This is a genomic window from Thermophilibacter provencensis, assembly GCF_900128445.1.
In the GTDB taxonomy this organism is placed as follows: Bacteria; Actinomycetota; Coriobacteriia; order Coriobacteriales; family Atopobiaceae; genus Thermophilibacter; species Thermophilibacter provencensis.
The window spans coordinates 2,137,041-2,160,427 of record NZ_LT671417.1 but is presented as its reverse complement, the minus strand read 5'-3'; the positions used below and the strand labels follow the sequence as shown (position 1 = coordinate 2,160,427).

Below are 23,387 nucleotides of genomic sequence, written 5' to 3'. Positions count from 1 at the left end.
GCAGCAGGCTCATCGGTCATCACCCCTCTTCTCGGCCTCGATCTCCATCCAGCGGGCGGCCACGCGGTCGAGCGTGCTGGCGAGCTGCGTGGTCTCCTCGGGGGAGAGGCAGTCGAAGGCGAGCCTCTCGAACTCCTCGCGCGTGCGCAGCACCTCGCGCGCCCGCTCCGTCCCCGGCTTGGTGAGCGTCACCGTGAGCTGGCGGCGGTCGGTCTCCGATCGCTCGCGCTCGACGAGGCCCTCGGCCTCGAGCTTGGCGATGACCTCGGAGAGCGAGGCGGACGTGATGCACGACGCCTCCTGGAGGTCGCGCTGCGTCATCCTTCCCTCGTGGGCGAGAAGCTCCACGAGGATGTGCTGCTTCCCGTTCCTGCCGCCCCAGTGCACGTGGAGGTAGTAGCCAAAGAACCCGAGGTTGCGCATGATGCGCAGCGCCTCGCTCTCCGGCCGCGTGCCGTCCCCCTTCTCACGCACGGCAGCCTCCTTCCTTCCCGAATCTGAAAACGTTCCAAACCACACTCTGAGACCCTCGCGCGGTGAAGTCAAGGTACCATGCGAAAAACCTCGCGGTACCGAGCAATGCGACGCAGCGTCGCCGAGAGGTCATGACAAAGGTTGACAAAGGTGACAGGGTCATCTGTCAGGAAAAACCTGACAGATGACCCTGTCACCTTTGTCAACCTTTGTCGAGGACCCGCGCTACTCGAGCTCGAAGGCCCCGGTGTAGAGCTGGTAGTAGGTGCCCTTCTTGGCGATGAGCTCGTCATGGCTGCCGCGCTCGATGATGCGGCCGTGGTCCAGGACGATGATCGCGTCGGAGTTCTGCACCGTCGAGAGGCGGTGCGCGATGACGAACGTGGTGCGCCCGGTCATGAGCGCGTCCATGCCGCGCTGGACGATGGCCTCGGTGTGCGTGTCGATGGAGGACGTGGCCTCGTCGAGGATCATCACCGGCGGGTCCGCCACGGCGCAGCGGGCGATGGAGAGGAGCTGCCTCTGGCCCTGGGACAGGTTGGAGCCGTTGTCCGTGAGCATCGTGTTGTAGCCGTCCGGCAGGCGCTTGATGAAGCCGTCGGCGCCCACGAGGCGCGCCGCCGCCATGCACTCCTCGTCGGTGGCGTCGAGCCGGCCAAATCGGATGTTGTCCATGACGCTGCCCGTGAAGAGGTTCACGTCCTGGAGCACCACGCCCAGGGAGCGGCGCAGGTCGCTCTTCTTGATCTTGTTGATGTTGATCCCGTCGTAGCGGATCTTGCCGTCCTCGATGTCGTAGAAGCGGTTGATGAGGTTCGTGATCGTGGTCTTGCCCGCGCCCGTGGCGCCGACGAAGGCGACCTTCTGGCCGGGCTTCGCCCACACGCTCACGTCGTGCAGGACGGTGTGGCCCTTGCGGTAGGCGAAGTCGACGTCGAAGAGGCGCACGTCGCCCGCGAGCGGGGTGTAGGTGAGCGAGCCGTCGCCGTGCGGGTGCCTCCACGCCCACTGGCCGGCCCAGTTCTCGGAGCGGCGGTCGCACTCGGTGACGTTGCCCTCGCGGTCGATGGTGCAGGCCACGAGCTCCACGTAGCCCTGGTCCTGCTCCACGGGCTCGTCCATGAGCTCGAAGATGCGCTCGGCGCCCGCGAGGCCCATGACCACGGAGTTGATCTGCTGGGAGATTTGGCCGATCTGGCCGGCGAACTGCTTGGTCATGTTGAGGAACGGCACCGTGACGGCAATCGAGAAGGGCAGGCCCGAGATGGAGAGGTTGGGCACGCCGGTCTCGATGAACACGCCGCCCACGAGCGCCACGATGACATAGATCAGGTTGCCGAGGTTCATGAGGATGGGGCCGAGCGTGTTGGTGTACATGTTGGCGGCGCGGCTCGCCTCGAAGAGCCTGCGGTTGAGCACGTCGAAGTCGTCCTGCGCGGCGTCCTCGTGGCAGAAGACCTTGACCACGCGCTGGCCGTTCATGACCTCCTCGACGTGGCCCTCCACGACGCCGATCTCCTTCTGCTGCGCCACGAAGTTGCGCGCGGAGCGAGAGCCCAGCACCTTGGTCATGTAGCTCATGAACAGGACGCCCGCCACGATGACCGCGGCCATCCACACGCTGTAGTAGATCATCACCGAGAAGACCGAGATGAGGGTGACGAAGGTGAGCGTGATGTTGGGCAGCGACTGGCCGATCATCTGGCGCAGGGCGTCGATGTCGTTGGTGTAGTGGCTCATGATGTCGCCGCGCTGGTGCTCGTCGAAGTAGCTGATCGGCAGGTCCTGCATGTGGCCGAAGAGCCGCTCGCGGAACTTCTCGAGCGAGCCCTGCGTGATGATGGCCATCGCGCGGGTCCAGGTGAAGCTGAGCACGAGCGACACCACGTAGATGCCCACGAGCGTGAGCACGAGCGAGCCGATCTGGCCGGCGACGGCCTCCCAGTCGCCGCCCTCCCAGTGGGCGGTTACGATCTCGAGCGTGCGCTGCATGAACGTGGCGGGCAGGGCCGAGAGCACGGCCGAAACCACGATGCACAGGATCACGAGCGGGAGCATCCTGGGATAGAACGAGAAGAGCATCTTGATGAGGCGGCCGAGCGTCCTGCCGCGGCCCCCGCGCCTCTGCGGTCGGGCGACCTGGCGGCCGGCGACGTTCTGGCGCTCCGGCTCGCGCTCGGGCTCGGTGGGCTGGTTGGAGCCGGTCACGTTCTTGAGGATGTTCTCGGCGGAGTTGTTGTTAGCGGCCATCCGCCTCACCTCCCTTCGTGGGCGCGACGTCCGCGGCGGCATCGTCGTCCTTCTCGGCCTCCTGGCTCGTGCGGTTCTGCGCGAGGTAGGTGTCGCGGTAGAACGGGCAGCTCTCGAGCAGCTCCTCGTGCGTGCCGAGGCCGGCCACGTGGCCGTTGTCGAGCACGAGGATGCGGTCGGCGTCCTGCACCGAGCTCACGCGCTGGGCGATGATGATCTTGGTGGCCTCGGGGAGGTAGGACTTGAGGCCCTCGCGGATGAGCGCGTCGGTCTTGGTGTCGACGGCGGAGGTGGAGTCGTCCAGGATCAGCACCTTGGGGTGCTTCAGCAGGGCGCGCGCGATGCACAGGCGCTGCTTCTGGCCGCCGGAGACGTTGGTGCCGCCCTGCTCGATGTAGTAGTCGTACTTCTTGGGCAGCTGCTGGATGAACTCGTCTGCCTGGGCGAGCCTGCAGACCTCGACGAGCTCGTCGTAGGTGGCGTCCGGGTTGCCCCAGCGCAGGTTCTCCTTGATGGTGCCCGAGAAGAGCACGTTCTTCTGCAGGACCACGGCCACGTTGTTGCGCAGGAACTCGAGGTCGTAGTCGCGTACGTCCACGCCGCCCACCTTCACGGAGCCCTCGGTGACGTCGTAGAGGCGGCTGATGAGGTTCACGAGCGACGTCTTGGCAGATCCGGTTCCGCCCATGACGCCGATGGTCTCGCCGCTCTTGATGTGCAGGTCGATCTCCGCGAGGGCGCGGTGCTCGGCCTTCTCAGAGTACTTGAAGGTCACGTTGTCGAAGTCGATGGAGCCGTCGCGCATCTCGGTCTCGGGGTGGGCGGGGTTCTTGATCGTGGGCTCGGTGCGCAGCACCTCGCAGATGCGCTCGGCGCTCTCCTGCGCCATCGTGATCATGGCGAAGACCATCGAGACCATCATGAGCGCCATGAGGATCATGAAGCCGTAGGTGGTGAGCGCCGAGAGCTGGCCGACGTTCAGCAGCGTGCCCTGGCTCGAGATGATGAGGTAGCTGCCGAACTGCAGCGTCACGGCGAAGACGGTGTACACGGCGAAGTTCATCATCGGCGTGTTGAGCGCGAGGATCTTCTCGGCGCGGGTGAAGTCGGCGCAGACGTCCTGGGCGGCGCGCCCGAACTTCTCCTTCTCATAGTCCTGGCGCACGTAGCTCTTGACGTCGCGCATGCCGGTGACGTTCTCCTCGATGGACTCGTTGAGGGCGTCGTACTTGTGGAAGACCGAGCGGAAGATCGGGTGCACGGTGCGCACGACCTTGTAGAGGCCAAAGCCCAGGATGGGCACGATGATCACGAAGACGAGCGCCAGCGGGCCGGCCATGATGAACGCCATGACGATGCCTGCGATCAGAAGGAGCGGGCAGCGGATGGCCGTGCGGATAATCATCATGTAGGCGAGCTGCACGTTGGTGATGTCCGTGGTGAGGCGCGTCACGAGCGAGCTCGACGAGAACTGGTCGATGTTGGCGAAGCTGAAGCGCTGCACCGCGGCAAAGACGTCGTGGCGCAGGTTCATGGCCAGGCCGCAGCTCGCCTGGCTGCAGGTGACGCCGGCGCCGATGCCAAAGCAGAGGGACGCGAGCGCCATCGCCACGAGGACGCCCGCGTAGGGGAGCATCTCCCCCAGGGTGGCCCCCGCCTGGATTGAGTTGATGAGCTGGGCGGTCACGAAGGGGATGGCGACCTCCATCACGACCTCGCCGGAGACGATGATCGGCGTGGCGATCGAGGCTCCCTTGAACTCGCGGATGCTCCCCTTGAGGGTGCCTATGACCTCGCGGCCGGTGAGCCCCTGCCCTTCCTTCTTTTTCTTCATATGACTCCTTTCGACACAGAGAGCAATTGTGCGACGCGCCACAGAACATTTCAAGGTACCGTGAGAATATTCGCACGGTACCTTCAAACCGCGCAGAGGGGCAGGCGTGCGGAGGGGGGCGTGCAAAAGGGACAGGCACCTTTGCACAGCTAACCGTGCAAAGGTGCCTGTCCCTTTTGCACGCCCGTCGCCAAATGTAAGGCCCATCCAAGGAAAAACCCCAGCTCGGCGGCAATTGTAAGCTTGCCTCGGCGCGAGTTTACAAACGTGCCAGCGTTTGTAAGTCAAATGTAAGCCGCCGTCAGCCGCCCGTAAGAGATGACCGATCAGGGCGGCGGGCGGAACGCGCCGCCCTAGGATGCACTTGACACGGCCGGGGGTCGGGGACCCCAGGCCTACATCCTTGGGAAGGAGAACCATGTCTGATATCTCTCGTCGTCAGTTCCTCGGCCTCTCCGGCGTCGTCGCTGCCGTGGCCGGCCTCGGTCTCGTGGGCTGCGGTGGCACCGGCGACACCGCCGCCGACTCCACCGGCGACGCCGCCTCCACGCTCTCCGGCTCCATCTCCTGCTCCGGCGCCACCTCGTTCCAGCCGCTCGTGGAGAAGGCCGCCGACGCCTTCATGGATGCCAACCCCGACGTCTCCATCGCCATCGCGGCCGGCGGCTCCGGCCAGGGCCTCTCCCAGATCGCCGAGGGCTCCGTCCAGATCGGCCGCTCCGACGTCTACGCCGAGGAGAAGCTCGAGGCCGACCAGTGCGAGGGCCTCGTCGACAACCAGGTCTGCATCGTGGGCATGGGCCCGATCGTGAACGCCGGCGTCGACGTCGACGACCTCACGCTCGACCAGCTCAAGGGCATCTTCCTCGGCCAGATCACCAACTGGTCCGAGGTCGGCGGCAGCGACGGCACCATCCAGGTCATCCAGCGCGAGGCCGGCTCGGGCACCCGCGCCACCTTCGAGGCGGCGGTCCTCGGCGGCGAGACCGCGCCGGACAGCTTCCGCCCGGTCGCCGAGGTCGACTCCTCGGGCACCGTCGTCGAGCAGGTTGCCGCCACCGAGGGCTCCATCTCCTACGTCGCGTTCAACTACATGGAGGGCGACGGCATCAAGGCCCTCACGGTGGGCGGCGTGGAGCCCACGCAGGCCAACGTCGAGTCCGGCGACTTCACCATCTGGGCGTACGAGCACATGTACACCCGCGAGGACGAGGACGAGTCCACGGCTGCCGTGACCCAGGCCTTCATCGAGTTCATCATGTCCGACGACTTCGCCTCCACCGTCGTGGAGGAGGGCTTCATCCCCATGGCCGACATGCAGGTCAAGAAGGACGCTGAGGGCAACATCACCGCTGCCTAGCCCTGACCCACCCTCCCTGCGGCGGCGTCCTTCCGGGGCGCCGCCGCTTCCTTGACGAGAAAGGCTCCTCCATGGCAAACCTCATGCCCAAGCGGAGGCTCGAGAACATTGGCCTGGGAATCACGGGCTTCTGCGTCGCGCTCGTGGCGCTCGTCGTGGTCACGCTCATCTTCATGGTGGCGCAGCAGGGCCTCACCACGTTCTTCGTTGACGGCATCAACCCGATCGACTTCTTCTTCGGGCAGAACTGGATCCCCGAGCAGGAGCGCTACGGGGCGCTCCCCATGATCGTGGGCTCCTTCGCCGTCACGCTGCTCTCCACCGCCTTCGCGCTCCCCGTGGCCATCGGCTCAGCGATCTTCGTCGTGGAGGTCGCCCCGTCCTTCGGCCGCCGCGTCTTCCAGCCCTTCATCGAGCTGCTCGTGGGCATCCCGTCGGTCGTCTACGGCGTCCTCGGCCTCTACGTGATCAACTCGCTCGTGAAGGCCATCTTCGGCGACGCCGCGCCCACCGGGGCGGGCATCCTGTCCGGCTCGCTCGTGCTGGCCATCATGATCCTCCCGACCATCACCACGCTCTCGATGGACGCCCTGCGCGCCGTGCCCAACCAGTACCGCGAGGGCTCCTACGCGCTCGGCTGCACCCGCTGGCAGACCACCTGGCACGTCGTGCTCAAGAGCGCCATGCCCTCCCTCATGACCGCGGTCATCCTCGGCATGACGCGCGCCTTCGGCGAGACGCTCGCCGTCCAGATGGTCATCGGCGGCGTCGAGCGCTCCATGCCCATGGGCCTGCTCGACCCGGCGTCCACGCTCACGGCGGCGCTCACGGCGGGCCTCTCCAACGCGACCTCGGGCTCGGTCTACTATCACGCCCTCTGGTCGCTCGGCCTGATCCTCCTCGCCATGTCGCTCGTCTTCATCCTGATCATCCACCTCATCGGCAGGAAGGGGGCCAAGGCCAATGGCTAGCGAGAACAGCCGCGCGCTCTCCCTGGACGCCCACGTCAAGCGCATCAACTCCCAGGACAAGGTCGCGACCGGCATCCTCACCGTCATCGTGGGCCTGGTCATGCTGCTCGTCGTGGCCATCATCGTCTACATCCTCGCCCGCGGCGCCGGTCGCGCGCTCACCCCGGGCTTCCTCACCAACCCGTACAACGACGACGTGGCTCCCGGCATCCTCTACCAGCTGTGGGACTCCTTCTACATGCTGATCGTGACCCTCGTCATCTCGGTGCCCATCTCGCTCGGCGCGGCCATCTTCCTCGTCGAGTACGCGCCCGACAACTGGGTCACCTCCGCCGCCAAGACCGCCATCGAGACGCTTTCCTCGCTGCCCTCGATCGTGGTCGGCATGTTCGGGTCCCTCTTCTTCGTGGTGACCCTCGGCTGGGGCATCTCGATCCTCGCCGGCGCCTGCGCCCTCACGATGTTCAACATCCCCATCCTGGTGCGCACCATACAGCAGGCGCTCGAGGACGTCCCGCGCAGCCAGCGCGACGCGGCCCTCGCCATGGGCCTCACCCGCTGGGAGACCACGATCAACGTCCTTCTCCCCGCGGCCATGCCCGCGATCGTGACCGGCATCGTGCTCTCCGCCGGCCGCGTCTTCGGCGAGGCGGCGGCCCTGATCTTCACCGCCGGGTCCGCCCCCGCGCGCCTGAACTTCGGCTCGCTCAACTTCCTGAGCCCCACCAACCCCTTCAACATCTTCCGCCCGGCCTGCTCGCTCGCCGTCTACATCTGGCGACTCACCTCCGAGCCCACGGCCGGTTCCACGGAGATCGTCTGGGGCACGGCGACCATCCTGCTCGCCTGCGTGCTCCTGTTCAACCTGCTTGCCCGCCTGCTCGGCAAGCTCCTCTCGAGGAGGCTGACCGCAGAATGACCGACATCATCACCCCGGCAGCTCCGGCAGGCGAGAAGAACGGGCCGCTGCTGCGCACCAAGGACGTGACCGTCACCTACGACCTCACGCACGAGGCCCTGCACAAGACCTCGCTCACCTTCGAGGCCGGCCAGGTCACGGCGCTCATCGGGCCCTCGGGCTGCGGCAAGTCCACGTTCCTGCGCTGCCTCAACCTCATGAACCGCGAGATCCCCAAGTGCTCGATCGGCGGCGAGATCCTCTATCACGGGCATGACATCAACACGCCCAAGGAGAACCTCTTCGAGCTGCGCAAGTCCATCGGCATGGTCTTCCAGCAGCCCACGCCCTTCCGCAAGTCCATCCGCGAGAACATCCTCTTCGCGCCAAAGAAGCACGGCCGCGTGAGGACCAAGGCCGAGGAGGACGAGCTCGTGGAGACGTCCCTCAGGCAGGCCGCGCTCTGGGACGAGGTCAAGGACAAGCTCAAGCAGTCGGCCCACGCCCTCTCCGGCGGCCAGCAGCAGCGCCTGTGCATCGCCCGCACGCTCGCGATGAAGCCCGACGTCGTTCTCTTCGACGAGCCCTGCTCGGCGCTCGACCCGATCTCCACCTTCTCCATAGAGGAGACCATCCGCGACATCGCCTCCACGGGCATCTGCGAGATCATCGTCACGCACAACATGGAGCAGGCCACGCGCGTCTCCGACCGCACCGCCTTCTTCTACGTGGGGGACATGGTGGAGACGGGCACCACGCAGCAGATCTTCTCCGATCCGCACGACCAGCGCCTGGTCGACTACCTTACGGGCCGCTTCGGCTGATGGGAGGCATCATGGACACAGATAACACCCAGAACGCCCAGCGCGGCATCGAGGGCGTGGAGACGGCCATCAGCATCCGAGACTTCAACCTCTGGTACGGCGACTTCCAGGCGCTCAAGGGCGTCAGTCTCGAGATTCCCAAGAACCGCGCCACGGCCTTCATCGGGCCCTCCGGCTGCGGCAAGTCCACGCTGCTGCGCACCTTCAACCGCATGTGCGACTTCGTCGAGTCCGTGCGCACCGAGGGCACGATCGAGTTCGGCGGCCGGGACATCTTCCAGATGGACTCCAACGCCCTGCGCGTCTACGTGGGCATGGTCTTCCAGCACCCCAACCCGTTCCCCATGAGCATCCGCGAGAACATCCTCTACGGGCCTAAGCGCCAGCGCCGCATCTCCAAGTCCGAGGGCGACGAGATCTGCGAGCGCTGCCTCACGCGCGCCGCCCTCTGGGACGAGGTCAAGGACGATCTCAACAAGAGCGGCCTCGGCCTCTCCGGCGGCCAGCAGCAGCGCCTCTGCATCGCCCGCGCGCTCGCCACCGACCCGGACATCCTGCTCATGGACGAGCCCACCTCCGCCCTCGACCCCATCTCCACGAGCATGGTCGAGCAGCTCATGAGCGAGCTCGCCACCGATCACACCGTGGTCGTCGTCACCCACAACATGCAGCAGGCCGCACGCGTGGCCGACAAGACCGCCTTCTTCTATCTGGGCGAGCTCATCGAGGAGGGCCCCACGCGCGAGCTCTTCGGCAACCCCAGGGAGCAGCGCACGCAAGAGTATCTCTCAGGGAGGTTCAGCTAATGGTCATCAGCACTCGCACCAAGTTCACCGACCAGCTCAACGAGGTCGAGGTCCTCATCCGCCGCTTCAGCGAGAAGACCGTAGCGGACGTACGCGCCGCCGGCCTCGCCGTGACGGGGGACAAGGGCGCCGCGGAGGGCGTCATGGAGGGCCGCAAGGCGGAGGACCGCCTGCGCTCCGCGATCGAGAACACCTGCCTCGACATCATGCTGCTCCAGCAGCCGCTCATCGGCGTCGACCTGCGCTTCGTCTCGGGGTCCTTCCGCATGGTGAGCGACCTCTCTCACATTGACTCCATGACGCGCGACGCGGTCTTTCTGGCCGAGGACATCCCCGCCAAGGCCACGAAGAAGCTCGAGAAGGAGTTCACGACGCTCTCCGCCTACGCGGCCAACATGGTGGACAAGGCCGTCGACGCCTTCTGCACCTCCGACGTGGAGAAGGCCCAGCAGGTCATGGAGGCCGACACGGCCGTGAACGACCTCTATGCCGAGGCGGAGGAGAAGCTCGTGGGCCTCATCCGCGACGGCAAGTCGTCCGCCCAGTACCTGCCCGAGCTGCTCATGGTGGCAAAGTACTTCGAGCGGATGGGCGACCTCGCCAAGCGCATCGCCGCCTGGGCGGTCTTCCGCGTGACGGGGGAGCACACCGTCGCCGAGAAGGCGAGCCAGCAGCAGACTCCCGCGGAGCAGTAGAATCGAGAGTCGAGGACGCGAAGGGAAAGGCGTGCAGCGTGGTCTACTACGTCGAGGACGACAAGAACATCCGTGAGCTCACGGTCTATGCGCTGGGCCAGGGCGGCATCGAGGCGCGCGGGTGCGCCGATGACGCCGAGTTCCGCCGCGCCTGCGCCGAGCGCACGCCCGACGCCGTCCTTCTCGACATCATGCTGCCGGACACCGACGGCCTCCAGATCCTGGCGCGCCTGCGCCGGACCCCCGGCCTCTCCCATGTTCCGGTCATGATGCTCACCGCCAAGGACACCGAGCTCGATGCCGTGAGGGCGCTCGACTCCGGCGCGGACGACTACCTCTCCAAGCCCTTCGGCATGATGGAGATGGTGAGCCGCACGCGCGCCCTCCTGCGTCGTGCAGCCCGCGAGCAGGCGGTGCGGGAGGAGCCCGCCGCGCTCTCGATTGGCGACGTCACCCTCTGGCCCGACCGTCGCGAGGTGGCGGTCGGCGGCCAGGAGGTCCAGCTCACCATGCGCGAGTTCGACCTGCTTGAGTTCCTCATGCACTCTCCCGGCGTGGTGTTCTCCCGCGAGACGCTCCTCCAGCGCGTCTGGGGCTGGGACTTCGACGGGGGGTCGCGCACCGTGGACGTCCACGTGCAGCAGATCCGCGCCAAGCTCGGCGACTCGTCCGACCTCATCGAGACCGTCCGCGGCGTGGGATACCGCGCCCGCGGGTGATAGCCTGACAAAGGTGTCCGGGTCGTTTGTCATGATCTGAGGAGGGGTGCCGTGACTCGGGAGCCCGGTGCAAAAGGATCGCTCTCGCATCGCATGTTCGTGGCGCTCGTCGTGGCGTGCGCCCTCGTGGCCGTCGCGGTTACCGCGGCGGCCTCCCTCATCTACCAGTCCGCCTTCCTCTCCGACGAGCACGAGCAGCTCGCGAGCGAGTGCCGCACCATCGCCTCGCTGCTTGACCTCGCCGAGGACGACGCGACCGTCCTCGGCGAGCTGGACATGGGCGACATCCGCGTGACCCTCGTCAGCCCCGACGGCACCGTCACCTACGACTCGGGGGCGGACGCGGTCGAGCTGCCCAACCATGCCGACCGTCCCGAGGTGGCCGCCGCGCTCGCCGAGGGCACGGGCTCCTCCGAGCGATCGAGCGACACCGTCGGGTACATGAGCCTCTACGAGGCCGTGCGGCTCGAGTCGGGCGAGGTGGTCCGCCTGTCCGTCGACCGCGCGGGGGTCGTCGCCTTCCTCTTCCAGGACCTGGCGATGCTCTGCGGCCTGGCCGTCCTGCTCGTGGGGGCGAGCTGGGTGGTCTCCCGCCGGCTCTCCCGGCGCTTCGTGCGGCCGATCCTTGAGATCGACCCGGCGTCCGGCGACGGCGTTGCGCCCTACGAGGAGCTCGACCCGCTCGTGAGCCGCCTCAACGAGCAGCACAAGGAGCTGGTGCAGCGCATGAACGCCATCCAGGACGCCGCCGACATGCGGCGCGACTTCACCGCCAACGTGACGCACGAGCTCAAGACGCCCATCGCCTCCGTCCAGGGCGCGGCCGAGCTCATTCGCGACGGCATCGCCCGGCCCGAGGACGTCCAGGGGTTCGCCGGGCGGATCTACAAGGACGCCCATCGCCTGTCCGTGCTCGTGAGCGACATCCTCACGCTCTCCCGTCTCGACGAGTCGGAGCGCTCGGGCGACCGCGAGGTCTTCGGGGCTGCGGAGCGCGTGGACCTCCTCTCCGTCGCGTCCGACGCGGTCGAGCGCCTGCGGGGCAGGGCGCAGCGCAAGTACGAGGTCACGATCTCGCTCTCCGGCGTCTCCACGCCCATCATGGGCAACGCGCGCCTGCTCGACGAGCTCGTGAGCAACCTCATCGAGAACGCCATCCGCTACAACCACCCGGGCGGGCGCGTCTTCGTGTGGGTGCTGCCGCAGGGTGGCCGCCCCTGCCTGCGCGTGAGCGACACCGGGATCGGCATCCCGCCCGAGGCGCAGGACAAGGTTTTCGAGCGCTTCTACCGCGTGGACAAGGGGCGGAGCCGCGACATGGGCGGAACGGGCCTGGGCCTGGCCATCGTCAAGCACGCCGCCACCTACCACGGTGCGGACATCCGGCTCGACAGCACGGTCGGAAAGGGCACCACGATCACGGTGACGTTCCCCAGGCAGTAGGCGCGTCCTTCTCGCCACGCGCTCCCGCTGGGGAGGGGATATCAAATCTGGCCGCGGATTTCCGGCACTTTCCGGGCTCAAAACGGGCCCCAAAGTGCCAGAAATCCGCGGCCAGATTTGATGCTGTGGGAATGTCAAAGAAACTTATAAGAAGAGGTGTGAGGTATTACGTTCCTTTGTAAAACGCGACACGCTGCAACACTGTTGCTGCAGAAGAGTGACTGACAAGCTTCTTAACGGATGAGGATGAATAGCATGAGCTTTAAGCGATATTCAGTCTCTTACATGAAAGTGAAAGGAGGTATTTGAACCCGATCGCAAGGTGATTGATGAAAGGAAGTATGACATGAGCAACGAATGCATCACAAGAAGGGCTTTCATAGGGGCGGCACTGGGAGCGGGAATGCTTCTCATATCAACCCCTTCCGTTGCGTTGGCTGATGAGCAGTACGCGGCGACACCGGGGAGGTCCATCGACCCTCACTCTGTCTCCATGGCGGGGTCTCGGACCTTGTCGTCTATATCAAGTTCGCATTGTCTGACTGAACTGCGACGGGGGCTGTATGATGGGTCCTACTGGCTTTGGGTCAGAACGACTGTATATAAGAGCAGCAATTACGATTATGGTGGAAGCGCAAGCCTTACAACGCCATACGGAAGTACTGACGGGGCACGCTACGGGGGCGGAAATAATCTGACAGTCGGAAGCGTGATGTCGACCGCCGCCATTTGCATCGGAATACCTTCGAGTGCCATAAGGGTCACCTACTCAGGATGGACTGATTGGCCGGAACTCATCGCCTATAGGACGGTGACAATTCCCGCTGAGAGCATTTCTCGCACAGAGTAAGCCTTGAAAGAGCTCATCGGAATGACCCATAACTAGACCTTTCTATGGTGCGCTTTGATAGAGATGAAACTTGCGGAGGAGCCTGTTCAGTCGCGCAGGCTCCTCTGCAAATGATTTAGTAACGTAGCCATGGATTTCAACTAGGCAAGGGGTGCGTGAAGCTAATGTGCGGAGTCAACTTTGTATGATTTGGTAGGCGTGACTCTTGGATGAAGCTATCAAAAAAGAACGGATAAATAACTTGGAGATGCCCCTTACCATGAACTCATGATATATCTTTTCGCTAATTGATGCTCTGCTGGAGGATGGGAGAGCCATGGGCGACTTGCTTTGGATGATTTGGACGTTTATTTTAGGTGCCATGCCCGGGTTCTTCGAGACAAGTTGGTTCGGTCCCGTTATTCCGGGGCCCTCGAACGTGACTTCAGTCTGTCTGGTTCTGGTGGCGCTCTTACTGGTTGCTGCCACTGGCGAAGGCCATTACTCCCTTTCTCAGAAAGCATGGCCTCGGCGCTTGGCGGTTGCGCTTGGCGTAGCGGCGACCCTTGCGTGGGCAGCGCTGATTTTGGCCGATTTCGTCTACCTCCATTTTGGCATGCAGCTCCCTGGGCAGATGCGCGTGACATGCTTCAATTTCAGGGGGATGCTTCGTACGCCGAGCGAGTCGTTTGCTCTTACGGGATGGGCTTTGGTTACGTTGTGGAAAAACCCAGTCAGGGAGAATATTCCCGCCGTTCGCATTCCAGCATTATTTTTGGGAGCCGCACTCTGGCCTTGCGTAGCTATGTTGACTGGAATTGCTATTTCTGTCCCAGACCTGTTCTCCGCATACGCACCCGATTCTTGGGGAGTTCTGATGTGCTTGGCATCTGGGATTTTGCTTTGTGCAACGTGTGCCCGAATGGCAAAGATCGGTATTCGTCTCATGGATTTGGTCGCCCTTTTTACGGGTGTTGTTGTCTTCAGAGCTGCGGCAGAGGTGGCCAACCCCTTCCTCGTGACGTTTTCCGGGGTCTTCCCTCCTGTCGAATTTCTACTTGTAGGGGGGTATTTAGTTTTGACTGGAGTAGGATGCGCGCTGCTCTGGTGTGCGTCAGCAGTCCTGCCACGCTCCGCTACGGGCACAAGAGGACATAGCTTAAATCGAGAGCGCGCGCGGATTGCGTTAACGGGTTTTTCAGGCGCAGATCGCCTTACCAGCCGTGAGCAAGAGGTGGTTGAAGATACACTTAATGGCCTGACATTGCAGCAGATTGCCGAGAAACATGATTTGTCGGCATCTACGGTGGGGACGTATCGTCACCGTGCATACGGAAAGCTCGGCGTATCAAAGAAGAGAGAGCTCATCGAACTGGTGGCGCGGGCGTCCTGTTGCAACAAAAAACCAGTTGATGACGAGGTGGCGTCTCCTGAGGTTGATGGGCAGGAGATATGTCTGTCGAAGCGGGCTCGCATCGTAGCCTACCTCATCATAATTGTTCTGCTGGCATATATACCGCCGAATTATGTGTCGCTCAGTTTTCCGCCTTACGGAATGGAGGTAGGAGAGATTGCCCCCTATCTTGTGGGCAGTATATTCTTGGTGGGCGGCATTGCTCGTTGGACGTGGGTTCAGCGGGAGGGATTGTGTTTCGATGCTACAGACGGCACGCCACGCGATAAGGACGAGATGCTGCGAGTGGTTTTTACGGCATTGGGCTTCTTGGCGGCTGGCTGGGTGGTGTCCATGGCATGGCTCTGGCCCTTTTCCGGGTTCGAGATTCCTATCTTGCTTTTCGATTGGATGGTGTGGCGTGGCTGGGCCATGCTGGGAATGATATGCGCGATTGTTGCGCTCGGTGCGTTTTGCGGTGGCTCTTGTCGGGATCTCGGAGGCTTGAAGTCGGTGCCGAGGCTTTTTCTAAAGGGGGTAGATGAGCTGTTCTTGAGGCGTCCTTATCATGTTGCGCTTGTTGGGGTGGGATTACATCTTTTTACACTTGAGAGGAGTGTGTACTCACTGGATGTATTACTTACGGAACGCTTCACGGAGCTATGTTGGCTGACTCCCCGGATATTTATAGCTGTTCTATTGGTGTTGGTGGGAGTTCGAGTTTTTCATTATAAGGATGGAGATGAGGGCAGGATTTGTGACGGCCATGTCCAGGAAGCCTTTCTTCTGTCCAAAGGGTTGAGCGAGCTGCAGGCCAAAGTTGTTGTGCTGACTTTGGAGGGCAAGACAAGTGATGAAATTGCTTCCACGCTCTATTTGGCCCCTGGTACAGTAAGAGCTTATCGATCGCGCGCGTGTAAAGTTTTGGGTCTCGACACCCTTTCCGATTTGAAGAAATGGAGATAAATGGCACCTTGCTGCATGGATGCAACGCTAGAAATGACAGACGGGGTGCGTGTCCTATCCTAATGTCCCCATAAATGAAGGTCTGGCAATGGGAGTGAGGTTGACAATGGGCGCTGCACTGTCTCGACGGAGCTTTTTGGCGTCAATCGGGCTGACGGCGCTTGGAGTTCTTGCACATCCCCAGAGGGCGCTTGCACAGGCAATGGAAGAGGTCGTTCCAACAGTTTCATATGAGATGTCATCCGAGATTTCTGCGGAAAGATCTTGGTATGCATCTTCCTTTCAGTTTGAAAGCATCTTTGAGACAGGTAACTACTATTTTGATGGAAATAATATAGGTATTGAACTCAACGCAACAGTGTCTTCTGCCTCGGGAGTCTCTTTTGTCGTGACACTCTATCAAGGCTCGCGATCTAGGGGTTCTGCGACGCTTAATGCCAGTGGCTTTGTGCGAGCGGAATGGACTGGTGTAGGGCCGGGCAGCTATAGCTTCAGGTTTACGAGTACCTCGGGAAAAATGATTGTCTGCACTAATGTTGCGATGTTTAGCTGGTAAGTGGGAAGGCGAAGAGCAATGACCATGCGTTTGAAACTGAGTATTGTCTGCGGCATCTTTGCCGTGTCCCTTGCGCTGGCGGGCTGCGCTTCCGGCGGGGCAGGAACGCAGCCCACGGACGACAGCGCAAACGAGCCAATTGCTGAAGACAACGTGAGCTCAGAGGAGCCGACAGTATCCGACGAGGCTGAAGTGCCGAAAGATGACGAAGAGCACGAGCAGCCGATAGAGGCCGACGAGAGCATCATGGAGACGATGACGTGCGACCTCTTCGATGCGTCGAAATCGGAAGAGCTGACGACGATGTTCGGCTACTTTGACCGTGCAGCGTCGGTCGAGGTGGGTGAGAAGGACGGCGACACATGGTGGGTCGTCATCTTTGAATGGGATGGCGATGACGGCGCGGTCGACCTACGCGAAGCGTACCTTACCGACTCCCTCGAGATGCCTTCCTATCGAGATGGCATGTGGATCGAACTTAAGAGCGGCGATCGTTGGCGCAACGTTGACTGGGGTCACGACATGCTCGTGCGGGGTCAGTCAGCGTTTGATCTGGCGTGGGAGACGCTGGTGAACTCATAGGCGCGCTGCGCGTCCTTCTCGCCACGCGCTCCCGCTGGGGAGCGAATATCAAATCTGGCCGCGGATTTCCGGCACTTTCCGGGCTCAAAACGGGTCCCAAAGTGCCAGAAATCCGCGGCCAGATTTGATATGGAGGCGCCGGGGCCGCGAGAGGCGGGGCCCCCCGGACGCGCTACAGCTCCAGCTCCCAGAGGCTGGTCCATCCGGGCAGGGGCAGCCCCGGGTAGGGGAGCCAGAGCGGGCGGTGCCGCATGAACCCGCGGCTGGCGTAGAGCGCGTTTGCGGGCACGTTGGCCACGCTCGTGTTGAGGCGCACCGTGCGGGCGCCGATCTCCCGCGCGCCGCGCACGCCGGCGGCGAGAAGGGCGTCGGCCACGTGACGGCCGCGGGCGGCGGGGTCTGCCGCGAGGAGGTGCCAGCACGCCACGTCCTTCTCGGCCCGCCTCGCCCATGAGGGGCCGCCGAGGCCGGAGCCGTGCCCGGGGGCGCTGCCGTCACCCATGTCCGCATCGTGGTCCACGGCCACCGCGCCGAGAAGGACAGCGTCGTCCGTCGGCCTGCCGTCGCGCACGTCCGCGGCGTCGAAGGCGCCCCAGTAGGCGCCTGTCGCCAGGAGCTCTGCCGCCATCCCGACGGGCGGCCACACGTCCTGCACCCAGCCTGAGGTCCCGGGCTCGGCGTCCACGCGGCGGTAGAGTCCGTCAAGCTTCTCGGCCCAGCGGCCCGAGACGGGGATGCGGCAGATGGCGAGGCCATCGGGCAGCTCGATGGCGCGGCGGGGGTGCCGCACATCGTTCTTCTGGACCGTGGCCAGAAGCTCGCGCGCGACGGCGGCGGGAGCCATCTTGGGCAGGTTGTGGTCGATCCCGGGCTCCACGACCTTGCGGGCGCCGGCGATGGCCGCCACGATGCGGTCGGTCTCCTCGGGGAGGATCTCGTCGAACTCACCGACCATCACGGTGACAGGGCAGCTCACGGAGGCGAGCGACGCCGCGTCTATCTGAGGGTTCTCCACCATGAGCTGCAGGAGCTCCGCGATCTGCGCGGACTCGGCGGGGGAGGGCACGGGCGTGCCGTCCTCGAGGGTCGCGCCCTCCTCGCCTTCGGCCGCCCAGCGGCGGTTCTCCGCGGCCGCGTACGCCATCCAGTCGGTGTCCTCCTTCGGTAGCCCGGCCGGGGTGAGGTTGGCGCCGAGCGCGGTCACGGAGAGCACGTGCGCGCCCCAGTCCCGTGCGAGGAGGAGCCCCAGGATGCCGCCGTCGGAGAAGCCGAGCACGTGGACCTCGGGCACGCCGAGGCGGGCGCACGCCTCGATAGCGTCGGCGGCCATGAGCTCGTAGGAGAGCGGGGCCGTTCCGCGCGTGCTCTGGCCCTGCGCGCGGGAGTCCAGGGCGATGACCGCGCGGCCGGAGGCGCACACGGCGTCGATCACGGGGCCAAAGATGCCGTGCTCCTCCCCGTTGCCGTGGAGCATCAGCACGGGCGGCGCGGAGAGGTCTATGCCGAAGGGCGTGCCCGGCGCGTCTACCACGCCCTCAGGTGCGTACGTCCAGGCAACGATGGCGGCGCCGTCCTCCGTCGGGACCTCGACGCGCGCCGCGAGCGCGGTGGCGGGAAGCGCGTACGGGCGCGGGACGTGCACGGGCGGAAACTCGACGGGCATGGGGGCTCCTTCTCACGTTGGTCTCTGACCATGATAGACCGGGGGCTGCTTCCGTCTGGCCGCGGCCCGACGAAAAACGTCGCGAGCCCTCCGCTTGGCCTGGGTGCCGGGGACTCGCGACACCCAGGCCGCGCCAGACGTCGCGACGCCCCCGCAGAGCTGCGCTGCGGGGGTATTGCGACAGAAGTGGTGGGAAAAACGTCGCGACGCCCCCGCAACTTCGCTCTGCGGGGGCGTCGCGACGGTTTCTGGCGGTGCGGTGCGGTGACGTCCTTCTCGCTACCTGCCCTTGACCTGCGAGGGGTGCTTCTCGAAGAAGTCAAAGCGCGGGGGCAGGGGTACGATGGCATGCTCCGCGGGCGTCTCGCCGAGCGCGGCGGCCAGCTCCGAGGGCCCCTCGAACGCGTGCTCCCAGGAGAAGAACAGCTCGGGAGAGAAGCCCATGTGCCCGCAGATCCTCTCGCAGCCCGCGGGCACGCACGCGTGCATGAGCAGCGCCGTCGTGCGCAGGGCGACGAAGGCATCGGCGAGCGCAGCCTCGTAGGCGGCGTCGTCGCCGCGCGCGGCCTTGGAGGCCTCGTCCCAGCGCTTGTTCGCGGCGCGGCAGAACTCCTCGGCCACCGCCAGCGCACCATGGGCGTCGAACTCGTAGGCGCGGCGCTCGAACTCCAGCGTCGCCTCGCGGGCGGCCTCGGCGGCCTCGGCGGACGGCGTCGCCGCGGGCAGGTGCGCGTCGCACACGTTGGCGGCGCCGTAGAAGCAGCTGCGCGCCAGACGGTTGAAGATGTTGGTCAGGAAGGCGCTCTCCTTGAGGGCGGGGTCAACCACGCGCGGGTCGTCGCGCACGAGCACGTCCTCGCCGGTCGCCTTGTCCTTGTGGCTGACGGAGGTGTCGAAGGCCTTGGGGTTGAAGGAGACGGCCTTCTGGTCCAGCCCGAGGGAGAGCCAGTGCGCGCGCAGCTGCTCGGGGGTGTAGTGCTCCAGCAGCTCGGCCGCCATGGGAGGGGTGATCTTGCCGGAGCTCGAGGCCTTCTTGTTCATGAACAGGATGTGGTAGTTGGCCACGGGGACGTCCTGCGTGAGACCCCAGCCCAGCGCCTCCCAGAGCGCGGGCTGCGCCACGCAGTAGAAGTAGATGTTGTCCTGCCCGATGAACTGGTAGACGCGCGCGTCCTCGGAGCACCACCAGTCGCGCCAGTCGCGGCTGGAGTAGCGGCCGTCCTCGGCGAGGCCGAGCGCCGTCTGCGTGAAGGAGATGGGCGCCCACAGGCTCTCGGGCCACACCCACACGGTGAGCCCGGAGCTGCCTTCGAGGTCCGGCGCGGGCACGCCCCACTCGATGTTGCCGGTGATGCGCAGCGGCAGCAGACACTTGCCCGTTCGGAAGCGCACGCCCGCGGCGTCGAGCTTCTCGCGCGCCTCGTCGCGCGCCTCCCAGCCGGAGAAGGTGAGCGAGAAGGACTGCTGGCCCTTCTCGGCCTCCGCGAGCGTGTGCTCGGGAAGCTCCGCGGCGACGGCGTCGTAGGCCTCGCGGAACTTGGTCTGGACGTAGATCACGGGGTCGACGAGGCTCTCGCGCACGGTCTTGGTGACCACGGCGCGCACCTGCGGGTCGACGTCCCACTCGTCCATGAGGCGCTCGAGCTCCTCGCGGAAGGCAGGCAGGTCGAAGTACCAGTTGTCCACCGGGCGGAGCTCTGGCGTGGTGCCGGTGAGCTGAGAGACGGGGGCGATCAGCTCCTCGGGGTCGAACTGGTGGCCGAGGTCGCACTCGTCGGCGTAGGCCTTCTCGGACTTGCAGCCGCGCACGGGGCAGCGGCCCTGGACTTGGCGGCCGTTGAGGAAGGTGCCGGCCTCCACGTCAAAGAACTGGCGCGTGGTGCGGCGGTGCAGGTAGCCGCGCTCGTGGAGGCGGCGGATGAGCTCGTCGGTGAGGCGGGCGTGGACGTCGCGCGCGGGCTCGAGCCCGGAGCCGGCGAAGAGGTCGAGCGAGATGCCGTAGGCGTCGAGCGCGGCCTTCTGGGCGTCGTGGTTCACGCGGACGTAGTCCTCGATGGTGCCGGCGTAGCCCTCGTTCTCGACCTTCTTGCGGTAGCCCTCGGCGATGGGGGAGCCGTAGCAGTCCGTGCCGGAGACAAAGATCACGTTCTCCGCGCCGATGCGGTCGCGGAGGAACCGCGCGAAGAAGTCGGCGGGGACAAAGACGCCGCCGATGTGACCGAAGTGCAGATTCTTGTTGCCGTAGGGCATGCCGCCGGTGATGACCGCGCGGCGGGGGAAGCTCGGGCGAGAGGAGGTCTCGGGCATGGGTGCTCCTTCGTGTCTGGGTGCAGCCTTCTCATTTTGGCACTTCTTCGCATGGGGTACCATGGCCACATGCAAAAGATAGCCGTCATAGACGTCCTGGGCGACGAGGCCCTCCAGGCGCGCATCATGGCCCTCTCGCTCGCCCTCATGGGCACGACCGCCGTCGCCGCCGTGCTCGTGGCGCTGATCTGCGGCCTCGGCGAGGTCACCTGGCCCTGGTGGTGGCTGGGCCTTGCGGCCGGCTGCCTCGTTCCGCTCCCCGTCCACGAGCTCGTTCACGCCGCGTGCTTCAAGCTGCTCTGCCCGGGCTGCCGCGTCTCGTTCGGCGTTCAGGGCGCGTTCCTCTACACGCGGACCGACGGCGTGGTTGCCACCCGCGGGAGGATGGTTGCCGTGCTGGTGGCGCCGGCGCTGCTCGTGACCGGCTGCGTCCTCGCGGCCTCGCTCGTGGCGGGCAGCCCTGTGCTGGCGGTCCTGCTGGCGGGGATCCATCTCTCCGGGTGCGCCGGGGACCTCATCATGGCCGCCGCCTCGCTGCGCGAGCCGCGATGCACGCACGTTCGCGACACGGAGACGGGGATCGACCTGCTCTTTTGCCCGCGAGACGGGAGTCGCTGACCGTCCGCCTCGTTTGTGGTGCATTTATTTGAGGGCGTCGTAAGTACTACTAAAATGATAACATTTATCTAGCTGGGGATTTACGCGCCAGTTTCGCAGGTATACTCATGGGGTCGTCTAAAAAGTACACTGCAAACGAAGCCGCGCGGCCGAGGACGAGATTTCGCGGCCTCAGGCGGCGAAAAGACGCCCCGGGCCGACCCGGATGGCCCTCTTGACGGGATGGGGGTACCGACATGACGCCGCTTCTGCTCCACGCCTGCTGCGGGCCGTGCTCGCTCGAGCCGGTGAGGCTGCTGCGCGCGGAAGGCTTCGAGCCCACTATCTGCTGGACCAACCCCAACATCCAGCCCGTCTCCGAGTGGCAGCGCCGGCTGGACACGCTTCGCACCTGGGCTGACGGGGTGGCGCACGTGGGCGTGATCGTCGCCGGCGACGACCGCGGCGCGTGGGAGGCCGCCGCGACTCCGGCGGGCTTCGACCGCGCGCGGCGCTGTCGGGCCTGCTACGCGCTGCGCCTTGCCGAGGCCTGCCGCGTCGCGCGCGATCGGGGCTTCGAGTACGTGTCCACGACGCTCGTGGTCTCCCCCTACCAGCTCTTCGAGGCCTGCGGGGAGATCCTCGCCACGCTGGCGCCCCGCTACGGCCTCACGCCCGTCTGGCGCGACTTCCGCCCGCACTACCCCGAGGCCACGCGCGAGTCCCGCGAGCTGGGTATGTACCGCCAGAACTACTGCGGCTGCCGCTTCTCCGCCGCCGAGGCCGCCATCGAGCGCCACGAGGCGCGCGACGCCCGCAAGCGCGCCAAGGCCGCTCGGCGGGCCTGATTGCCGGTGGGATCCGCCCTCCGTGTAAGGATTTAACAAGGTCGACCGTTCCTTCTCGTCCCGCTGAGCCTTTTGGGCTAACGTGGGAGGGCATTTTGGACCCGACTCGCGAGAAGGACGGTGGAAAAATGATCGAGTGCCTGATGACCGGCGCAAACGGAACCATTACGAGAGTGGAGGCCCCGTGTCCGGGGTGCTGGATCAACGCCGTGGCTCCGTCGGAGGAGGAGCTTGCGTGGCTTGAGCACGAGATCGGCGTCCTGCCGGAGTTCGTGCGCTCCGCCCTCGACGAGGAGGAGACCTCGCGCATCGACTACGACGAGGACGCGCGCCAGATCTTCGTCATCGTGGACTACCCGGTCGTGGACGAGGACGGCACCACGGTGCGCACCTCACTCCCGCTCACGTACGACACCATGCCCCTCACGATGATCTTCCTTCCCGAGAAGGGCATGTTCGCCACCATCTCCATTCTGGAGAACGAGGTCGTGGACGACCTCAAGAGCGGCCGCGTCCGCAACGTTGACACGCGCTACCGCACGCGCTTCCTGCTGCAGATGCTGCTGCACATCTCGCAGCTCTACCTCGTCTACCTGCGCCGCATCGACCGCCTTTCCTCCAGCACCGAGGCGCGCCTGCACGCCTCGGTGCGAAATGAGGAGCTCATCCAGATGCTCAACCTCGAGAAGTCGCTCGTGTACTTCTCGACGTCGCTCAAGTCGGACGAGGTGACGCTCAACAAGATCGCCCAGGGTCGCATCATCCCGCTCTACGAGGACGACCAGGACCTTCTCGAGGACGTGCTCGTTGAGGTGCACCAGGCCATCGAGATGGCCAACATCTACTCCGGCACCCTCTCCGGCACGATGGACGCCTTCGCGAGCATCATCTCGAACAACCTCAACATCGTGATGAAGGTGCTCTCGGTCATCACGATCGTCATGGCCATCCCCAACATCATCTTCGGCTTCTACGGCATGAACGTGGAGCTGCCCTTCGAGGGCGTCGCGCTGCTCGACAACTGGGCGTTCCCGCTTCTGATCGCCGTGGTCGGCTGCCTCGTTGCCGCCTGGATCTTCAACCGCAAGGGCCTCTGGCACTAGCGGCGTTTCCCATGCGGGCCGCACTCGCTGGGAGCACTCGCGCGTGCGCTCTTCAAATTTGCAGGTAGATGCCTCGGGCGCATCGAGTGCCCTCCGGGAGTGCCCCCCACATTGAGAGCGCCCCGTCCAGTCCGCCTGGGATTGCGGCGGCGGGCACGGCGCCCGGCGTGAGGGTCCGCCGCGAGTTCTGCAGCGCGCGTTCTGTGCGCGCGAAGCTGTCTGAGCGCCGTACCCTCACGCCGGGCGGCCCGCGCGTGCTATCGTAGTGC

General features: G+C 64.9%; 18 protein-coding genes. 13 read left to right on the top strand and 5 right to left on the bottom strand.

The features are described 5' to 3' along the window. Positions 1 to 9: 9 nt before the first annotated feature. The 3 genes from BQ7391_RS09745 to BQ7391_RS09735 all read right to left on the bottom strand — a co-directional run bounded on the left by BQ7391_RS09745 (position 10) and on the right by BQ7391_RS09735 (position 4,558). A complete protein-coding gene (locus BQ7391_RS09745; RefSeq protein WP_083662189.1) occupies positions 10 to 474 on the bottom strand; it encodes a MarR family winged helix-turn-helix transcriptional regulator in 465 nt (154 codons plus the stop codon). A 225-nt stretch (positions 475 to 699) separates the two neighbouring features. Next, positions 700 to 2,724 (bottom strand): ABC transporter ATP-binding protein, encoded by a 2,025-nt coding sequence (locus tag BQ7391_RS09740; RefSeq protein ID WP_083662188.1) that lies wholly within the window; start codon positions 2,722 to 2,724, stop codon positions 700 to 702. Then, complete coding sequence (locus BQ7391_RS09735; RefSeq protein WP_075280411.1) at positions 2,714 to 4,558, bottom strand: ABC transporter ATP-binding protein; 1,845 nt, start codon at positions 4,556 to 4,558, stop codon at positions 2,714 to 2,716. The genes BQ7391_RS09740 and BQ7391_RS09735 overlap by 11 nt, the downstream gene beginning before the upstream one ends. Positions 4,559 to 4,976: 418 nt before the next feature. Here BQ7391_RS09735 and BQ7391_RS09730 point away from each other — a divergent pair, with 418 nt between their 5' ends. The 10 genes from BQ7391_RS09730 to BQ7391_RS09685 all read left to right on the top strand — a co-directional run bounded on the left by BQ7391_RS09730 (position 4,977) and on the right by BQ7391_RS09685 (position 16,600). Then, the gene (locus BQ7391_RS09730) at positions 4,977 to 5,918 is read left to right on the top strand and encodes a phosphate ABC transporter substrate-binding protein PstS family protein (RefSeq protein WP_075280410.1); all 942 of its coding nucleotides are present in this window, start codon (positions 4,977 to 4,979) and stop codon (positions 5,916 to 5,918) included. A 71-nt stretch (positions 5,919 to 5,989) separates the two neighbouring features. Then, a complete protein-coding gene (gene pstC / locus BQ7391_RS09725; protein ID WP_075280409.1) occupies positions 5,990 to 6,889 on the top strand; it encodes a phosphate ABC transporter permease subunit PstC in 900 nt (299 codons plus the stop codon). Beyond that, positions 6,882 to 7,808, top strand: a complete 927-nt coding sequence (gene pstA, locus BQ7391_RS09720; protein ID WP_075280408.1) for a phosphate ABC transporter permease PstA — start codon at positions 6,882 to 6,884, stop codon at positions 7,806 to 7,808. Before pstC ends, pstA begins: the two co-directional genes overlap by 8 nt. Then, positions 7,805 to 8,611: a phosphate ABC transporter ATP-binding protein gene (locus BQ7391_RS09715; protein WP_075280407.1), complete on the top strand. Its 807-nt coding sequence runs from the start codon at positions 7,805 to 7,807 to the stop codon at positions 8,609 to 8,611. The genes pstA and BQ7391_RS09715 overlap by 4 nt, the downstream gene beginning before the upstream one ends. Before the next feature lie 11 nt (positions 8,612 to 8,622). Continuing rightward, a complete protein-coding gene (pstB, locus tag BQ7391_RS09710) occupies positions 8,623 to 9,417 on the top strand; it encodes a phosphate ABC transporter ATP-binding protein PstB (protein WP_075280406.1) in 795 nt (264 codons plus the stop codon). Next, positions 9,417 to 10,112 (top strand): phosphate signaling complex PhoU family protein, encoded by a 696-nt coding sequence (locus BQ7391_RS09705; protein WP_075280405.1) that lies wholly within the window; start codon positions 9,417 to 9,419, stop codon positions 10,110 to 10,112. The genes pstB and BQ7391_RS09705 overlap by 1 nt, the downstream gene beginning before the upstream one ends. 38 nt (positions 10,113 to 10,150) lie before the next feature. Then, positions 10,151 to 10,831 carry a response regulator transcription factor gene (locus tag BQ7391_RS09700; RefSeq protein ID WP_075280404.1) on the top strand — a complete coding sequence of 227 codons (681 nt, stop codon included), beginning with the start codon at positions 10,151 to 10,153 and terminating at the stop codon, positions 10,829 to 10,831. A gap of 51 nt (positions 10,832 to 10,882) precedes the next feature. Continuing rightward, positions 10,883 to 12,274: a sensor histidine kinase gene (locus BQ7391_RS09695; protein WP_129583956.1), complete on the top strand. Its 1,392-nt coding sequence runs from the start codon at positions 10,883 to 10,885 to the stop codon at positions 12,272 to 12,274. A 1,166-nt stretch (positions 12,275 to 13,440) separates the two neighbouring features. After that, the gene (locus BQ7391_RS12040) at positions 13,441 to 15,462 is read left to right on the top strand and encodes a helix-turn-helix transcriptional regulator (protein ID WP_083662187.1); all 2,022 of its coding nucleotides are present in this window, start codon (positions 13,441 to 13,443) and stop codon (positions 15,460 to 15,462) included. Positions 15,463 to 16,036: 574 nt separating this feature from the next. Further along, a complete protein-coding gene (locus BQ7391_RS09685; RefSeq protein ID WP_075280401.1) occupies positions 16,037 to 16,600 on the top strand; it encodes a hypothetical protein in 564 nt (187 codons plus the stop codon). 172 nt (positions 16,601 to 16,772) lie between these two features. On the opposite strand, the gene BQ7391_RS12395 is transcribed toward BQ7391_RS09685, so the two are convergent. Together BQ7391_RS12395 and BQ7391_RS09675 are read right to left on the bottom strand one after the other, a co-directional pair. After that, positions 16,773 to 18,263: a bifunctional alpha/beta hydrolase/GNAT family N-acetyltransferase gene (locus tag BQ7391_RS12395; RefSeq protein ID WP_075280400.1), complete on the bottom strand. Its 1,491-nt coding sequence runs from the start codon at positions 18,261 to 18,263 to the stop codon at positions 16,773 to 16,775. A gap of 279 nt (positions 18,264 to 18,542) precedes the next feature. Then, the gene (locus BQ7391_RS09675; protein ID WP_075280399.1) at positions 18,543 to 20,570 is read right to left on the bottom strand and encodes a class I tRNA ligase family protein; all 2,028 of its coding nucleotides are present in this window, start codon (positions 20,568 to 20,570) and stop codon (positions 18,543 to 18,545) included. A gap of 69 nt (positions 20,571 to 20,639) precedes the next feature. Here BQ7391_RS09675 and BQ7391_RS09670 point away from each other — a divergent pair, with 69 nt between their 5' ends. The 3 genes from BQ7391_RS09670 (at position 20,640) to BQ7391_RS09660 (ending at position 23,118) form a co-directional block, all read left to right on the top strand. Next, positions 20,640 to 21,188, top strand: coding sequence for a DUF3267 domain-containing protein (locus tag BQ7391_RS09670; RefSeq protein ID WP_075280398.1), 549 nt, complete (start codon positions 20,640 to 20,642; stop codon positions 21,186 to 21,188). Positions 21,189 to 21,424: 236 nt separating this feature from the next. Further along, positions 21,425 to 22,015 carry an epoxyqueuosine reductase QueH gene (locus BQ7391_RS09665; RefSeq protein WP_075280397.1) on the top strand — a complete coding sequence of 197 codons (591 nt, stop codon included), beginning with the start codon at positions 21,425 to 21,427 and terminating at the stop codon, positions 22,013 to 22,015. Positions 22,016 to 22,143: 128 nt separating this feature from the next. Next, the gene (locus BQ7391_RS09660) at positions 22,144 to 23,118 is read left to right on the top strand and encodes a magnesium transporter CorA family protein (protein WP_075280396.1); all 975 of its coding nucleotides are present in this window, start codon (positions 22,144 to 22,146) and stop codon (positions 23,116 to 23,118) included. Positions 23,119 to 23,387: the final 269 nt, after the last annotated feature.

What these genes read in the sequence shown, in the direction of transcription:
- BQ7391_RS09740 (WP_083662188.1), bottom strand. Translation starts at nt 2,724, where the DNA reads ATGGCCGCTAACAACAACTCCGCCGAGAACATCCTCAAGAACGTGACC.
- BQ7391_RS09735 (WP_075280411.1), bottom strand. Translation starts at nt 4,558, where the DNA reads ATGAAGAAAAAGAAGGAAGGGCAGGGGCTCACCGGCCGCGAGGTCATA.
- BQ7391_RS09730 (WP_075280410.1), top strand. Translation starts at nt 4,977, where the DNA reads ATGTCTGATATCTCTCGTCGTCAGTTCCTCGGCCTCTCCGGCGTCGTC.
- pstC (WP_075280409.1), top strand. Translation starts at nt 5,990, where the DNA reads ATGGCAAACCTCATGCCCAAGCGGAGGCTCGAGAACATTGGCCTGGGA.
- pstA (WP_075280408.1), top strand. Translation starts at nt 6,882, where the DNA reads ATGGCTAGCGAGAACAGCCGCGCGCTCTCCCTGGACGCCCACGTCAAG.
- BQ7391_RS09715 (WP_075280407.1), top strand. Translation starts at nt 7,805, where the DNA reads ATGACCGACATCATCACCCCGGCAGCTCCGGCAGGCGAGAAGAACGGG.
- pstB (WP_075280406.1), top strand. Translation starts at nt 8,623, where the DNA reads ATGGACACAGATAACACCCAGAACGCCCAGCGCGGCATCGAGGGCGTG.
- BQ7391_RS09705 (WP_075280405.1), top strand. Translation starts at nt 9,417, where the DNA reads ATGGTCATCAGCACTCGCACCAAGTTCACCGACCAGCTCAACGAGGTC.
- BQ7391_RS12040 (WP_083662187.1), top strand. Translation starts at nt 13,441, where the DNA reads ATGGGCGACTTGCTTTGGATGATTTGGACGTTTATTTTAGGTGCCATG.
- BQ7391_RS09685 (WP_075280401.1), top strand. Translation starts at nt 16,037, where the DNA reads ATGACCATGCGTTTGAAACTGAGTATTGTCTGCGGCATCTTTGCCGTG.
- BQ7391_RS12395 (WP_075280400.1), bottom strand. Translation starts at nt 18,263, where the DNA reads ATGCCCGTCGAGTTTCCGCCCGTGCACGTCCCGCGCCCGTACGCGCTT.
- BQ7391_RS09675 (WP_075280399.1), bottom strand. Translation starts at nt 20,570, where the DNA reads ATGCCCGAGACCTCCTCTCGCCCGAGCTTCCCCCGCCGCGCGGTCATC.
- BQ7391_RS09670 (WP_075280398.1), top strand. Translation starts at nt 20,640, where the DNA reads ATGCAAAAGATAGCCGTCATAGACGTCCTGGGCGACGAGGCCCTCCAG.
- BQ7391_RS09665 (WP_075280397.1), top strand. Translation starts at nt 21,425, where the DNA reads ATGACGCCGCTTCTGCTCCACGCCTGCTGCGGGCCGTGCTCGCTCGAG.
- BQ7391_RS09660 (WP_075280396.1), top strand. Translation starts at nt 22,144, where the DNA reads ATGATCGAGTGCCTGATGACCGGCGCAAACGGAACCATTACGAGAGTG.